This is a genomic window from Actinoplanes sp. NPDC049681 (genome assembly GCF_044465265.1).
In the GTDB taxonomy this organism is placed as follows: Bacteria; Actinomycetota; Actinomycetes; order Mycobacteriales; family Micromonosporaceae; genus Actinoplanes.
Genome location: NZ_JBITLP010000008.1, coordinates 30,239 through 44,391, shown reverse-complemented (window position 1 = coordinate 44,391; position 14,153 = coordinate 30,239). Strand labels below are relative to the sequence as shown.

14 protein-coding genes are annotated in these 14,153 nt (G+C 73.6%); 6 read left to right on the top strand and 8 right to left on the bottom strand.

All coding sequences use genetic code 11. The features are described from left to right. Window positions 1-52 precede the first annotated feature (52 nt). Complete coding sequence (locus ACIBO8_RS27785) at window positions 53-1,621, bottom strand: methyl-accepting chemotaxis protein (protein WP_396118267.1); 1,569 nt, start codon at window positions 1,619-1,621, stop codon at window positions 53-55. Between the two features lie 133 nt (window positions 1,622-1,754). Here ACIBO8_RS27785 and ACIBO8_RS27780 point away from each other — a divergent pair, with 133 nt between their 5' ends. The 3 genes from ACIBO8_RS27780 to ACIBO8_RS27770 are packed head-to-tail and all read left to right on the top strand — an operon-like array spanning window position 1,755 to window position 4,652. After that, window positions 1,755-2,897 carry an outer membrane lipoprotein carrier protein LolA gene (locus tag ACIBO8_RS27780; protein ID WP_396118266.1) on the top strand — a complete coding sequence of 381 codons (1,143 nt, stop codon included), beginning with the start codon at window positions 1,755-1,757 and terminating at the stop codon, window positions 2,895-2,897. Next, a complete protein-coding gene (locus tag ACIBO8_RS27775; protein WP_396118265.1) occupies window positions 2,894-3,826 on the top strand; it encodes an ATP-binding cassette domain-containing protein in 933 nt (310 codons plus the stop codon). Before ACIBO8_RS27780 ends, ACIBO8_RS27775 begins: the two co-directional genes overlap by 4 nt. Next, window positions 3,813-4,652, top strand: coding sequence for an ABC transporter permease (locus tag ACIBO8_RS27770; RefSeq protein ID WP_396118264.1), 840 nt, complete (start codon window positions 3,813-3,815; stop codon window positions 4,650-4,652). Before ACIBO8_RS27775 ends, ACIBO8_RS27770 begins: the two co-directional genes overlap by 14 nt. 38 nt (window positions 4,653-4,690) lie before the next feature. On the opposite strand, the gene ACIBO8_RS27765 is transcribed toward ACIBO8_RS27770, so the two are convergent. The 4 genes from ACIBO8_RS27765 to trpB are packed head-to-tail and all read right to left on the bottom strand — an operon-like array spanning window position 4,691 to window position 7,887. Next, window positions 4,691-5,146, bottom strand: coding sequence for a hypothetical protein (locus tag ACIBO8_RS27765; RefSeq protein ID WP_396118263.1), 456 nt, complete (start codon window positions 5,144-5,146; stop codon window positions 4,691-4,693). Window positions 5,147-5,199: 53 nt separating this feature from the next. After that, entirely contained in the window at window positions 5,200-6,006 is an 807-nt protein-coding gene (locus ACIBO8_RS27760; protein WP_396118262.1) for a GntR family transcriptional regulator, read from the bottom strand. Beyond that, on the bottom strand, window positions 5,909-6,706 hold the full coding sequence (gene trpA / locus ACIBO8_RS27755; RefSeq protein WP_396118261.1) for a tryptophan synthase subunit alpha: 798 nt from the start codon (window positions 6,704-6,706) through the stop codon (window positions 5,909-5,911). The genes ACIBO8_RS27760 and trpA overlap by 98 nt, the downstream gene beginning before the upstream one ends. Then, entirely contained in the window at window positions 6,703-7,887 is a 1,185-nt protein-coding gene (gene trpB / locus ACIBO8_RS27750; RefSeq protein ID WP_396118260.1) for a tryptophan synthase subunit beta, read from the bottom strand. Before trpB ends, trpA begins: the two co-directional genes overlap by 4 nt. A gap of 103 nt (window positions 7,888-7,990) precedes the next feature. On the opposite strand from trpB, the gene ACIBO8_RS27745 reads away from it, so the two are divergent. Continuing rightward, window positions 7,991-8,932: a hypothetical protein gene (locus tag ACIBO8_RS27745; RefSeq protein WP_396118259.1), complete on the top strand. Its 942-nt coding sequence runs from the start codon at window positions 7,991-7,993 to the stop codon at window positions 8,930-8,932. On the opposite strand, the gene ACIBO8_RS27740 is transcribed toward ACIBO8_RS27745, so the two are convergent. Further along, the gene (locus ACIBO8_RS27740; protein WP_396118258.1) at window positions 8,929-9,546 is read right to left on the bottom strand and encodes a tyrosine-protein phosphatase; all 618 of its coding nucleotides are present in this window, start codon (window positions 9,544-9,546) and stop codon (window positions 8,929-8,931) included. The two genes, ACIBO8_RS27745 and ACIBO8_RS27740, sit on opposite strands and share 4 nt — an antisense overlap. Before the next feature lie 144 nt (window positions 9,547-9,690). Here ACIBO8_RS27740 and ACIBO8_RS27735 point away from each other — a divergent pair, with 144 nt between their 5' ends. Next, the gene (locus tag ACIBO8_RS27735; protein WP_396118257.1) at window positions 9,691-10,083 is read left to right on the top strand and encodes an SCO5389 family protein; all 393 of its coding nucleotides are present in this window, start codon (window positions 9,691-9,693) and stop codon (window positions 10,081-10,083) included. A 190-nt stretch (window positions 10,084-10,273) separates the two neighbouring features. Here the strand turns inward: ACIBO8_RS27735 and ACIBO8_RS27730 are convergent, their stop codons facing one another. Together ACIBO8_RS27730 and ACIBO8_RS27725 are read right to left on the bottom strand one after the other, a co-directional pair. Continuing rightward, window positions 10,274-11,311 (bottom strand): tetratricopeptide repeat protein, encoded by a 1,038-nt coding sequence (locus ACIBO8_RS27730; RefSeq protein ID WP_396118256.1) that lies wholly within the window; start codon window positions 11,309-11,311, stop codon window positions 10,274-10,276. Then, entirely contained in the window at window positions 11,308-12,507 is a 1,200-nt protein-coding gene (locus ACIBO8_RS27725; RefSeq protein ID WP_396118255.1) for an AAA family ATPase, read from the bottom strand. The genes ACIBO8_RS27730 and ACIBO8_RS27725 overlap by 4 nt, the downstream gene beginning before the upstream one ends. A gap of 168 nt (window positions 12,508-12,675) precedes the next feature. Between ACIBO8_RS27725 and ACIBO8_RS27720 the strand changes: the two genes are divergently transcribed. Next, on the top strand, window positions 12,676-14,121 hold the full coding sequence (locus ACIBO8_RS27720) for a diguanylate cyclase domain-containing protein (RefSeq protein ID WP_396118254.1): 1,446 nt from the start codon (window positions 12,676-12,678) through the stop codon (window positions 14,119-14,121). Window positions 14,122-14,153 lie beyond the last annotated feature (32 nt).

The following is a 14,153-nucleotide window of genomic DNA, read 5'->3' as shown; positions in this document are numbered from 1 at the left end:
GGACCCTCAGTACGGTCTCAAGGCCGGGTCTGAACCCGGTACGGGCCGGCGCTCAGTGCCGGAAGTCGGCCACGAGCCCGGTCAGGTCGGCGGCCAGCCGGGTCAGCTCGGCCGCCGCCTGCTGGGTCGCCCGGGCGCCGTCGGCGGTGGCCCCGGCGACCTCGGCGACGCCGGAGACCGTACGGGCGACCTCCCCGCTGCTGTGCGCGGCGTCCCCCACCTGCCGGCCCATCTCGCTGGTCGTCGCCGTCTGCTCCTCCACCGCCGAGGCGATCGTGGTGGTGTAGTCGCCGACCAGCCTGATCACCTCGGTGATCTCACCGATCGCCTGGGCCGCCGAGCCGCTGGACGCCTGGATGTTGGCGATCCGGGCGGTGATCTCCTCGGTCGCGCGGGCCGTCTGCTGGGCCAGCTCCTTGACCTCGCCGGCCACCACGGCGAAACCCTTGCCGAGCTCACCGGCCCGGGCCGCCTCGATGGTGGCGTTGAGGGCCAGGAGGTTGGTCTGCTCGGCGATGCTGGTGATCAGCTTGACCACGTCGCCGATCTCGGCGCTGGCCGTGCCGAGCTCGGCGACCTGCCCGTTGGTGCGCTCGGCGACGGTCAGGCCCTGCAGGGTGATCTCGGCGGCCCGCGCGGCGTTCGTGGCGATCTCGCTGATCGAGGCGTTCATCTCCTCGGCCCCGGCGGCGATGGTCTGCACGCCGGCGTTGACCAGCTCGGTGGCGGCGCTGGCGGTGCTCGCCTTCGCCGCGGCCTCCCCGGCGCCCGACTCCAGCTGGGTGCTGACCGCCGACATCTCCTCCGAGGCCGCCGACAACGTCGAGGCGGACCCGCCGATGGTGCTGATGGTCTGGCGCAGCCGGGCCACCGCGGCGTCCAGGGCGGCGCCCATCTGCCCGGTCTCGTCGCGCGAGGTCAGGCCGGTGGAGCGGGTCAGGTCGCCGTCGGCGAGGCTCAGGCAGACCGCCTTCACCCGGTTCAGCGACCGGACGATGCGCCGGGCGACCATCAGGCCGGCGGCGAGGGCCAGCAGCATCCCCACCACCATGAGGACGGTCGAGACCCAGCGGCTCTTCTCGTACGCGGACCTGGCGGACCGGGCCGACTGCGCGGCTTCGTCGGCCTCGGCCTTGCCCAGCTGCTCGAGTTCGCCGTGGATGTCGGTGATGATCGGCTGGATCTTGGTGTCACGCACCATCTGCCACGCCGAGAAGTCGTCGCGGGCCCCGGCCGGCAGCTGCTTCTCCTGCGCGACCTGCACCCAGGCCCGCCAGTTGTTGTCCAGCGCCGTGACGGTGGCCGGATCGCCGGCCGGGCGGCTGGCACGATAGGCGGCGAAGGCGGCGTCAACGGCGCGCAGGTCCCCGGTGAAGGCGTCGGTGTAGTGGGCGGTGGAGGTCTCGTCCTGCGAGATCGCCTGGTTCGCCAGGTCCACCCGGGCCTGCGCCATGGCGGCCTTGAGATCGCCGACCGCGTCGACGCTGGCGACGTTGCTGCGGTAGATCTCCTGGGCGGCGTCGCTGGAGCGGGCCAGCGCCACCAGCCCGACGACCCCGACCGCCAGCGAGACCGCGGTGCCGACCAGGACGGCGGCGAGAATCTTGGCGTTGACGCTCACGTCGGCGAGGGAAAGGCGCACAGGATCCTGTTCGGCACCCGCTGTGCAACCCTGAGTCGCCCTAGGGGACGCTCTCAGCGGCGTCACAGCACACCCGGCGCAGGATGGCTGCAGACAACGGGAGGTGGACATCGTGAGTGTCTTCAGGTCGAGGCCGGCGATGCGCTGGCTGGTTCCGGCGGCCGCGGCGGTCGTCGTCATCGGCGGCGGCGCGGCAGCGGGGACGATCGCAGCGAGCGCGGACCCCACATTGCCGGACCGCAGCGCGGCGCAACTGCTCGTGGACGTGCAGACGGCGAAGATCGACGGGCTCTCCGGGACGATTCAGCAGACCGCGGACCTGGGGCTGCCCGCCCTGCCCGGCATCACGGGCGGTGCCGGTTCCAACGCCGACTTGATCAACCTCGTGGCCGGGAGCAACACGGCGCGGGTCTGGTACGGCGGGGAGGACAAGGTTCGCCTCGCGGTGCAGAGCAAGCTCGGCGAGACGGACGTCATCCGTAACGGCTCCGACGTGTGGCTGTGGCGCAGCAATGACAGCTCGGCCACGCATTTCACGATTCCGGCGGACAAGCAGCACGAGCAGAAGACCCTGCCGCAGGGCGTACCGGCGACGCCGAAGGAGGCCGCGGACGCCGCGCTCGCCGCCGTCGACCCGACCACGGCGGTCACCACGACCGGGGCGGCCAAAGTGGCGGGGCGTGACGCGTACGAGCTGGTCTTGACGCCGCGCGACACGGCTTCCCTCGTCGGCCAGGTGCGCCTGGCGATCGACGCGGAGAAGCACATCCCGCTCGGCGTGGACGTGTACGCCAAGGACGCCACCAAGCCGGCGGTCCGGATCGCGTTCCAGCAGGTCAGCTTCTCCCAGCCGGACCCGGAGCAGTTCGCCTTCAACCCGCCGCCGGGCACGAAGGTGGAGACGCCGAGCGCGGCCGACGTGCAGAAGCAGGCGGAGCGGGCGCAGAAGCAGGCGGAGCACGCCCAGCAGAAGGCGGCGGCCGGCAAGCCGGAGGCCCCCGAGGGCACCCGTGTCGTCGGCAAGGGCTGGACTTCGGTCCTGGTCGCCAAGATGCCGAAGGACCTGGGCGCGAAGGCCGGCGAGGGCAAGCAGCAGCTCGACGCGCTGACCGGCCTCCTGCCGAAGGTCAGCGGCACCTGGGGCAGCGGGCGGCTGCTGCAGAGCGCCCTGTTCAGCGCCCTGCTCACCGACGACGGCCGGATCCTCGTCGGCGCCGTCGCCCCCGAGAAGCTGTACGAGGCAGCGGGTCGGTGACCGACCTCGCGGTCGCCTCGCACGGGCTGACCAAGCGGTTCGGCAGCCAGGTCGCGGTGGACGCCGTCGGCCTGGCTGTCCCGCGCGGGGCGGTGTACGGCTTCCTCGGTCCGAACGGGTCGGGCAAGACGACCACCATTCGGATGCTCCTCGGCCTCATCAGCCCCACCGCCGGCGGGCACGAACTGCTCGGCGAGGCCATGCCGGACCGCGCCGGAGACGTCCTGCCCCGGGTGGGGGCACTGGTCGAAGGGCCGGGCTTCCACCCGTACCTGTCGGGGCGGGACAACCTGCGGCGGCTCGACGCGGCGGACCGCACGGCCCCGCGGCGCACCGCGGAGGCCCGGATCGGGGCGGCGCTGGACCGGGTGGGCCTGTCCGCCGCGGCGGGCAAGCGGTACCGGACCTTCTCGCTCGGCATGAAGCAACGCCTGGCGATCGCGGCCGCTCTGCTCGTGCCCCGGGAGCTGCTCGTGCTGGACGAGCCCACCAACGGCCTCGACCCGCAGGGCACCCGCGAGGTGCGCGCGCTGGTCGGCACGCTCGCCGCCGAGGGGGCGACGGTGTTGCTGAGCACGCACCTGCTGACCGAGGTGGAGCAGATCTGCACCCACGTGGGCGTCATGCACCGGGGCAGGCTGGTGGCCCAGGAACCGCTCGCGCAGCTGCGGTCGGACGCGGCGCCGCGGGCCCGGGTGCTCACCGACCAGCCGGTGGAGGCGGCGCGGGTGCTGCGGACGCTCGGCCTGACCGAGATCGCGGAGACCGCGGCGGAGGCGTCCGGGCGGCTCGGCGCGGCGGCCCCGGAGAAGGTCGTGGCCGCGCTGGTGCACGACGGCGTGGCGGTCCGCGGCTTCGCCGTCGAGGCGCCCAGCCTCGAGGACGTGTTCGTGCAGCTCACCGGGCGGGGTTTCGATGTCTCAGGCTGAGGTGCGGGTGTCGCCGCGGTTCCTGGTGTCGGAGCTTCGGCTCATCGCGGTGCGCCGGCGCAACCAGGTGGGGCTGGCGGCGCTGGCGGCCGTACCGGTCGTGCTGGCCGTGGCGATGAAGGTGGCCACGCCGGACGGGCGCGACGGCGGCCGGGGGCCGGACTTCTTCGCCCAGATCCTGGGCAACGGCTTCTTCGTGGCGCTGGCGGCCCTCGGCGTGGAGCTGGGCCTGTTCCTGCCGATCGCGATCGCCATGCTGGCCGGCGACGCCGTCGCGGGCGAGGCCGCCCAGGGCACGCTGCGCTACCTGCTGACCGTCCCGGTCGGGCGGACCCGGCTGCTCGCGATCAAGTACGCCGGCATCGTCCTGGGCGCCTTCGTCGCGCCGCTGGTGGTGGCGGTCTCCGGCCTGATCGCCGGCCTGCTCCTGTTCGGCGGCGGCGACGTGACGACGCTGTCGGGCACCAGCATCGGCCTCGGGACGGCGTTGCTCCGGCTGCTCGCCGTGTGCCTGTACCTCGGCGTCTGCCTGGCGGCGCTGGGCGCGGTCGGGCTTTTCCTGTCGACGCTCACCGAGCAGCCGATGGGTGCCACGATCGCCCTCACCATGCTGACCGTGGCGAGCTTCGTGCTCGGGCAGGTGCCGCAGCTGGACTGGCTGCACCCGTACCTGCTGACGCGGCATTGGCAGGACTTCGGCGAGCTGTTGCGCGATCCGGTGTCGTGGCGGGCGCTGTGGCCGGGGTTGCTGTCGGCGGGTGGATACATCACGGTGTTCCTGCCGGCGGCCTGGGCACGGTTCGCGGGTCGTGACGTCACCAGCTGACCGGCCCACGACGGCCGCGAGCCGTCCCGTGACGGAGGCTAGTCGATGTCGGTCTCGCGCCGGCTGCGTGCCACCTCCCGGTCGATCTCGGCCTGGGCACGGGCGACCTCCGCCTCGCCGGCGGTCAACGCGGCGTCGGCTCGCTCGAGCCGGGCCCTGGACCGCTGCAATGCTTCGTGTCCCCGTGCGATCGCGTCGCGGCTGGTCCGGAGACGGTCGTCGACGCCCGCCCGAAGCTGGTTCTGGCGTCCGCTGAGCGTCTGCTCCCAGGCGTCGAGCCGCTGCTCCCGGTCGTCCGCGCTCGCATCGCGGGTATCGGCGACGTGGTCGCGGTGATCGGCGATGCGGTCCCGCGCGTCCGCCAGCCGTTCCCGCTCATCGGCGACTTGATCCCGCTCGACGGCGGAACGCTCGCGGGCGTCAAGAGTCCGCTCCCGCCGCTGTTCGTTGTCAGGTTCGCGGCCGGGGCCTTCCGCTGCATCCCCCACATCCACGGACCAACGCTAGGCGACGCCACGCCACGCCACAAACAAACCAAGCTGCGCCGTCAGCGTTCCTGGCGGGTCCATTGGAGGGAGACGCCCGTCGCGGCGCGTTCCGCGCGGATCTCCATGACGGTGCCGAGGATGGTGGCCCGGTCGACGAGGACGGGGCGGTCGTCCAGGCCGAACGTGACCCGGTCCGACACGAACACCGGCAGGCCCGCCGGCTGGTGCATCAGGCCGGCGATCTGCTCGTCGAGCAGCGCCGGGCGCAGCGCCTCGGACGCGCGGTGCACCACCACCCCGTGGGCGGCGAGCACCGCGTAGAGGGAGGCGCCGCTGTAGTCGAGGCCGGCCAGGCCCAGGCCGGCGCGGTCGGGCGCCCAGGACAGCTGGTGCACCGCGGGCCGGCCGGACAGCAGGCGCAGGCGCTCGAGGCGCAGGACGCGGCGGGTCGCCGGCTCGCCCAGGTGGGCGGCCACCCACGCGGGCGGCCGGCGCAGCTCCTGGGCGACGATCAGAGTGGTGACCTCCTGACCCTGGGCCTTCAGGTCCTCGGCCAGCCCGCGCAGGGAATCCAGCCGGTACATCAGCCGGGGCGAGGCTACGAACGTGCCGCGCCCCGGCTCCTGCGAGACCAGGCCCTCGTCCTCGAGCCGCTGCAGTGCCTGGCGCAGCGTCGCGAGCGTCACCCCGTACCGGGAGCTCAGTTCCTTCTGCGGGGGCAGCATCGAACCCGGCGCCAGCTCGCCGGCGCGGATCTTCGCGGTCAGGTCATCGGCGATCGCCTGATACTTCGGCGTACGGCGTTCCAGTGGACACCCCCAGGTCGAGTGCGGCGCGCAGGGCCGCGACGTCGCACCGGAGATCATCGGCCGTGGCCCCGTTGAGCACCCTACGCATGAGCGCGGAGGCGACGACCACACCGTCCCCGGCGCGTCCCGCCTCGGCCGCCTGTGCCGGCGTGGAGATGCCGAACCCGATGAGCACCGGCAGCCGGGAGGAGATGCCGGCTGCTCGTATCCGCCGAACAAGATCCGCGGCTTCGGGCGGGAGCACGTCGCGTTCACCGGTCGTGCCCATGACGCTGACGGCGTACACGAAGCCCCGGCTGCGGGCGCAGATCTCCCGGAGCCGATCGTCCGGGGTGGACGGCGCGGCGAGCAGGACGAGGTCGATGCCCTCGCGGGCCGCCGCGGCCGCCGGCTCCGCCGACTCCTCCAAAGGCAGGTCCGGGACGATCAGCCCGGAGACGCCCGCCTGCGCCAGGCGGTCCATTCCCACGCGCAGAGCGAGGTTGGCGTACGTCATGACGACGATCGGCACGCGTACCCGCCCGGCGACAGCCGTCAGGTCGGCCAGGATCCCGCTGACCGTGGCACCGCGGGCCAGTGCCCGGTCGGACGCCTGCTGGATGGTGCTGCCGTCCAGCATCGGGTCGGAGAACGGCAGGCCCACCTCGATCGCATCCGCACCCGCGTCCCGGTAGGCGAGGAGGTAGTCGGTCCAGTCCGGCGTCAGGCCACCGGTGACGTACGGCACGAGCAGCGGGCGCCGGGCGGCGTCGATCATCGCGAGACCTCCTGGAGCTGCGCCATGTCCTTGTCGCCGCGCCCGGACAATGTCAGCAGCACCGTCGCACCGCGCGGGAGCTCGCCCGTCCCGGCCGCCCTGAGCACCCAGGCCACCGCGTGCGCGGACTCGAGGGCACAGATGATGCCTTCCGCGCGGGCAAGGTGGCGGACGGCGGCCAGCACGTCGTCGTCGGTCACGGTGACGTACTCGGCGCGACCGGCACCACCGAGGTAGGCGTGCTCGGGTCCGACGCCGGGATAGTCCAGACCGGCGGCGACCGAGTGCGCCTCGGCGATCTGACCCTCGTCGTCCTGGAGCACCATCGAGCGCGAGCCGTGCACGATGCCGGGGCGCCCGTCGGTCATCGCCGCACCGCCGGCCGCCTCGACGCCGACCAGGCGCGCGCCGGTGCCGACGAAACCGGCGAACGTGCCCGCCGCGTTGGAGCCGCCGCCCACGCAGGCCACGACGACGTCGGGTACGCCGGCCGGCAGTTCACCCGCGCACTGGCGGCGGGCCTCGTCGCCGATCACCCGCTGGAATTCCCGGACCATCCACGGGTACGGGTGGGGCCCGGTGACCGACCCCAGACAGAAGTGGGTGTCCTCGACCGACGAGACCCAGTGCCGCATCGCCTCGCTGGTGGCATCCTTGAGCGTCCGGCTCCCGCTGGTGACGGGTACGACCTCGGCGCCGAGCACGGTCATCCGGAGGACGTTCAGTGCCTGCCGCTCGATGTCACGCTCGCCCATGAACACCGTCGCGCGCAGGCCGAACAGGGCCGCGGCGGTGGCGGTGGCCACGCCGTGCTGACCGGCTCCGGTCTCGGCGATCAGACGGGTCTTGCCCATCCGCCGGGCCAGCAGCGCCTGGCCGAGGACATTGTTGATCTTGTGCGAGCCGGTGTGCGCGAGGTCCTCGCGCTTGAGCAGCAGCGTGACGCCGAGCTCCGCGGAGAGGTTCCACGCCGGGGTCAGGGCGGTCGGCCGTCCGGCGTAGACCGTCCGGAACATGTCGAGCTGCTGCCGGAACCCAGGATCGGCCCAGGCGTCACGGAACGCGTCCTCCAGGGCAGCGCAGGCGGGGATCAGCGCCTCGGGCACGAACCGCCCGCCGAACGCGCCGAATCGGCCGCCGGCAGCGGGTGGATGCCCGACGGGAGCCGAGACCAGGGTCATGACGCACCTCCAAAGTTCTAGAACTTATTCGGAAGCATGCCATATCTCGGGGCAGAGTTCTAGAACTGTTGGGCGCCTTCGTAACATCAGACATAATCATTTCGTGCAGGCAGCCGAGATCGCGTGCGACGAATCCGGGTACGAGGGCGAGAAGCTCGTCGGCACCACGACGGACGTCTTCGCGCACGCGGGCGTCCACCTGCCCGCCGGCGTCGCCGCCGCCTGCCTCTCCGAGCTGCGGCAACGGATCCGCTCCCCCGCCACGGAGTACAAGGCGACCCACCTGCTGCGCGAGAAGAACCGGGCCGTGCTCGTGTGGTTCCTCGGACCCTCCAGCCCGCTGTTCCGCCACGCCCACGTCTACCTCATCGACAAGGTGTGCTTCGTCCTCGGCAAGCTCACCGACCTCCTGCACGCCGACGCGGACACGCCCGGCCTCAGCACCGACCGGCACGCCCGGGCAGCCTCGGACGAGCTGTACCGCCTGGTCGGCCGCGGACGCGACGGACACGGCCTGCTCGTCGCCGCGAACGACCTCATGCGCGGCAAAAAACGCGAGGACGTCGACGGCCCCGTCGACGCGTTCTTCACCGCGGTCCGGGACGGGGCGGCGGGCATCGCGGGCGGACCGGCCGCGCGGGACAGGGCCGTGGCTCTGCGCGTACGGATGAGGAACGATCCTTCGCTCTCGATCCTCGACCCTTTGATCCCCGCGCTGGTACGGGCGGTCGCGCACTGGGGCCACGACGGGCGGCCGGTGACGATCGTCCACGACCGGCAGACCATGCTCCCCGCCCAGCGGATCGCCGGCGTGCAACGCATCCTGCGGCGCGCCGGGCTGACGCTCGAGCAGGTACGCCTGGCGGCCGCCGAGTCCGAGCCCCGCGTGCAGCTGGCCGACATCCTCGCCGGCACCGTCCGCACGATCGCCCAGAACGAGCTCCACGGGCGCGGCGACCCGGAGCTGACCACGCTCGCCCGGCCGTACCTGGACCCTCTCTCGATCTGGGGCGACCGCCCCAGCTGGACCCGGCTCCGGGGCTAGGCCGGCTCGCGGAGGCGGTGACGGACGGCGTCGATCTCCGCGGGGCTCACGCCGATGGTCTGCAGGTACGCCTCGACGCCGCCGTACTTCTCCTCGGCGTGCGTCAGCGTGTTGAGGATGGCGGCGGGCTTGGTGCCCTCGGTCAGCGCGTAGTCGTCGGCGATCGCTTCCGGCGGGACTCCGGCAACGGCGAGGACCAGGGCGACGAGGGCGCCCGTGCGGTCGCGGCCCGCATTGCAGTGCACGACGACAGCACCCGGCGGGGCGGTGGCTATGGACCGGAAGGCAGCGGCGACGCGGTCCTGGTTGTGGTCGAGCAGCGGGCCGTAGGAATCCTCGGGGATCTCGTACGTGATCGGGTCCATGAGCAGCGGCACGTGCGCGTAGACCGGGTCGCCGGCGAAGGGGCTCGGGTCCTCGGCGAGCTCCCGCGGCCAGCGCAGGTCCAGAACCCGGCCGAGCCCGGTGGCGCGGATGCGTGCCACGGTCCCGGGGCTCATCCGGCCGTGGTGGTCGGAGCGCACGAGCGCGCCGGCGCGGATGCGCGATCCGTCCATGGTGGGCAGTCCGCCCAGGTCGCGGGCGTTGCGGCAGCCGGGCCAGTCGAGGATCACGGTCCCCAGCCCAGCACGGCCGCGCCGGGTCGTCAATCCGGGCGGTGACCGGCGTGCCGCACTTTACAATGAAAATCGTTGCCAACAAGATGGACCGCGTCGCCGGCCGTCCGGCCGGTGACCTCCCGTACGGAAAGGAACCGCATGTCCCTGAACGTCTCCCCCGATCTGCTCGCCGTGGCCGAGCGCGGCGAGGTCTCCGACGCCGAGTTCGTCGACTGTGTCCGCACCTCGCTGCCGTACGCGTGGCAGGTCGTCAGCTCCGTCATGGCCGACCTCGGCCGCGACGGTGCCGATGTCGCCGACCACGAGGTGCCGCCGCCGTCCGAGACCGAGCGCGGCCAGCTCCTGCGGGCCCTGGCCAGCGATGCCATCCGGGGCGGGCTGGAGCGGCACTTCGGTGCCCGGCTCGCGTTCCAGAACTGCCACCGCGTCGCCGCGTTCCGGTTCGGGGCGGTGGGCGGGGAGCGCTACCAGGCCTTCGTCTCGCCGCGGGGTCAGCTGCTGAACCAGTCCCCCGAGCTGCGCAACTGCTGAGCCACCGGGCCGGGGGCGCGGCGGGTGCCGTTCCGCGCGTCCCCGGCCCGGCTACCCGCGGTCCCGGGCGGGCCGCACCGGGCGCAGCTCGCCGATCGTTTCGCTGCCGGCGGCGATCAGCAGGGGCAGCTCGGTGCGGCGCCCGGTACGCCGTGAGCCCGCGGAACCGGGCCGTGCTGGTGTCCGTGGCTCATCGACGCCCCTCCGGCCGCGCCCCGGCCCGTTCTGCCGCGCCGAGGGCCACCAGCGCCGGCACCGCCGCGAGGGCCAGGATCGGCAACCACCACAGACCCGTCATCGCGTACGCCGTCAGCAGTGCCACCATCACGGCGACCGTCGCCGTGCCGCCGAGGGTGGCCCGGCGCAGCCGCCGCGGCACCAGGCGCAGGCAGCGCCACGGGAGCCGGCCGGCGGGGAGCAGCACGCGCAGACCGAAGCCGGCCACCACGGCGGCGAACAGGGCGGCGAGGACGCGGCTCGCCCCGGCGGCGGGCCGCCACCACGTCGCGGCCGGCGCGGCGGCCGCCACCAGCAGCACCGCCGCGGCGAGCCAGCGGCGCAGCGCGCTGAGCAGGCTCCGGACCGGCCAGGTCATCGAGATCACGTCCGGCCGCGCCGGGTCGTCGCGGGCCACGTCGTGCAGGGCCCGCATCGAGCGGCCGACGTGGAGGCGCTCGGCGTCGAGCATCGCCATGAGCCAGCGGCCGTACGGGCTCGCCGGATCGATCGCCAGGGCCTGCCGCGCCGCCTGCTCGGCCTCCTTCCGGCGGCCGGCACCGCGTTCGACGCCGGCGACCGTGAGCAGGGCGTCCACCGACTGGGGCGCGAGGGACAGGCCGTGCCGGGCCGCCGTACGCGCCTCGTCGTGCCGGCCGGCGGAGGCGAGCGCCCGGGCCAGGACGAGGTGGCCGGCGGGCTCGTACGGCGCGAGACGGGCCGCCTCCCCGGCCGCCGCGATCGCGTCCGCGTCCCGGATCAGCGCCATCAGGGACTCGGCGCGTTCGGCGTGGGCGTCGGCGAGCCGGGCGTCGGCCGCGATCGCCGCGTCGCAGGCCTCCAGGGCGGCCTCGTAGTCGTGGTGCCGGCGCAGGACGTATCCGAGGAGGGTGAGCAGGTCGGCGTCGCCCGGCTCCGCGGCGAGGGCCGCACGCAGCTCCGCCTCCGCGTCGGCGTGCCGGCCCAGCTCCGCGAGGTGCCGGGCCCGGCGGTAGGGGTCGTCCCGGGTCACAGGAGCTTGCGCTGCTTCAGGTACGCCGCCAGGTCGTCGTACTCGCCGCCCTGGTTGCCGAACACCGCCACGGTGCGTGCGGTGGCGAACCAGGCACCGGTCGAGGGCCGGACCTCGCGGACCGCCGCCGCCAGATCATCCTGCGTGATCATGCGAACCTCGCCGGTGGCCAGGGAGTCGCGCATCGCGTACTCGGCGGCGGTCTCGCAGACGTGGGCCAGGTCAGCGCCCGAGTACGTGTCGGTGGCGGCCGCCAGCCGGCCCAGGTCGACGCCGGCGATCGGACGGTCCCGCAGGTGGTACTCGAGGACGGCGGCGCGGGCGGGCTCGTCCGGAGGCAGCACCAGCACGGTGCGGTCGAGGCGACCGGGCCGGCGCAGGGCGGCGTCGACGTCCCACGGCGCGTTGGTGGCGGCGAGCACGAAAACCCCGTCGTTGCCGCCGTCGATCCCGTCGAGCTCGGTCAGCAGCTGGTTGACCAGCGTGCGCAGCCCCGACGAGGACAGCTGGCTGCGCTTGTGCCCGAGCGCGTCGATCTCGTCGAGGAACAGCACACAGGGGGCGTGGGCGCGGGCCGCCGCGAACAGGTCGTGCAGGTTGCGCTCGGAGCTGCCGACCCACATCGCCAGCACGTCGACCACCGACAGGGACAGGAAGGCGGCTCCCGCCTCTCCCGCCACGGCGCGGGCGAGGAAGGTCTTGCCGCAGCCCGGTGGGCCGTACAGCAGGAGGCCGCCACGCAGGCTCTTGCCGTACAGGCCGCGCAGCCCGGGGTTGCGCAGTGGGCCGAGGAAGGAGAGCTCGAGCCGCTCCTTGACGTCTTGCATGCCGCCGACGTCGGCCAGGGTGACGCCGGCCCGCTCGACGTCGAACGCCCGGTCCGCGCCGCCCGTGACGAACCGGGGCGGGACGATGCCGCGGAATTCACCTTCGAGAGCCTCCCAGTCCACCCCTGCGGGTGACGGCGAGGGTGCCGGCGGCGCACCGGGCGCCGGGCCCGGGCCGAGAGCCGCCGCCATGATCTGCCGGGCCGCCGCGTCACCCGGGTTGCGAGCCAGGATGTGGGCGGCGTGCCCGACCGCCTCGGCCGGCCGGCCGGCCGCCACCAGCAGCTCGGCCAGGTGCTGGCGCAGCGGCAGGTCGTCGGGCCGGGCGCCGACCGCGGCGGTGAGGCTCTCGATCAGGGCGTCGCTCATGACAGGCGATTATGCCCGCGCCGCCGCGCGCTCCCCGGCGCCCAAGGCCCGGCCGAATCGGACATCACGGTCTTTCCCGCCGGATGATTTGGATTCCGGCGGGGCCTGTCGATGGTCAGGCCGGCGCGCGCCCGGCGCGCAAGGTCCGGCTCGACAGGCGAGGTCGACGTGAGGGACAGTTCGCTGGCTAAGGCGGCACGGTTCGCCCGCAACGGTGTGGAACCGCTGCTCGTGCTGGCCGCCGTCGCCGTGCTGCGCCGCTTCGGGCTGGGCGGGGACGGACCGCTGTGGGCCGTGGCCCTGCCGCTGATCATCACCACGGCCTGGATGCAGCCGCAGGTGCAGCTGCGGATCGCCGGCGGCGACACCGGCCGCCGGCTGTGGCTGCGGATCCCCGTGCACATCCTCGCCAGCACGGCGACGATGTACCTGATCGGGTGGGGCGCCCTGCTGGCCGTCGCCCACCTGCACATCCTCACCGTGCACGTACGCCAGTCCGGGTCGCGGGCGTGGAAACCGGCCGCGGCGGCGAGCGTCGCGGGCCTCGCCACCGGCCAGCTCCTCGTCGCCTGCGGCGTGCTGCCCAGCTATGTCGGCGGCTCCACGTCGCACGGCCTGGCGCTGCTGATGGCGCTCGGCACCGCCACGACGGCGCGCACCCTCGGGCAGTTCGTGGCCGGCCGCGAGCAGGCCGAGGCGGCGAGCCGGATGAGCGAGGAGCGGGTCCGGGCGCTGGTGCGCGACGGCTCCGAGGTCATCACGATGAGCGACGCCGAGGGCGACGTGACGTGGGTCAGCCCGGCCGCCCGCACGATGATGGGCTACCAGCCGGAGGAGCTGCGCGGCAAGGTGATGCGCGGCCTGTTCCACCCCGAGGACGAGACGGCCTCCCGCGAGCTGTTCACCCGGCTGCTGGCCTCGGACAGCACGGTCGAGCACTCGGCGGAGGTGCGGGTCCGGCACGCGAACGGGTCCTGGCACTGGCACGAGATCATCGCGCGCAACATGCTGGCCCACCCCGCGGTGCACGCGATCGTCAGCCACCAGCGCGACATCACCGAGCGCCGGGAGGCCCAGGAGCGGATCGCGTACGCGGCATCGCACGACGGCCTGACCGGGCTGGCGAACGGCCCGACGCTGCACCGGGACCTGGAGCGGGCGCTCGCCCAGGGCACCCGGTACCAGTACCCGGTGGCGATGATCTACTGCGACCTCGACGGCTTCAAGGCCGTCAACGACCTGTACGGCCACGAGGTCGGCGACCGCCTGCTGCAGACGGTCAGCCACGTCCTGAAGCGCATCACCCGCGACACCGACACGGCCGCGCGCATGGGCGGCGACGAGTTCGGGGTGCTGCTGACGCGGGTACGCAACGCCGACGAGGCCCTGCACGTGGCGCGGCGGATCGTCGAGGGCGTGGCGGGCAACGCGGCGGTCGCCGGGGTCCGCATGAACGTCGGCTGCAGCGTGGGGATCGCGCTGGCGTACCCGGGCGGCTCCGATGCGGCGACGATCCTGAGCCACGCGACCACGGCCATGCAACGGTCGAAGCGCCGGGGCCGCAACGGCACGACGCTGTACGTCGAGGAGGAGATCAGCGCGCCCTGGATGTGACCCGACAAGGGTTTCCTCCATTGACCGGCGGG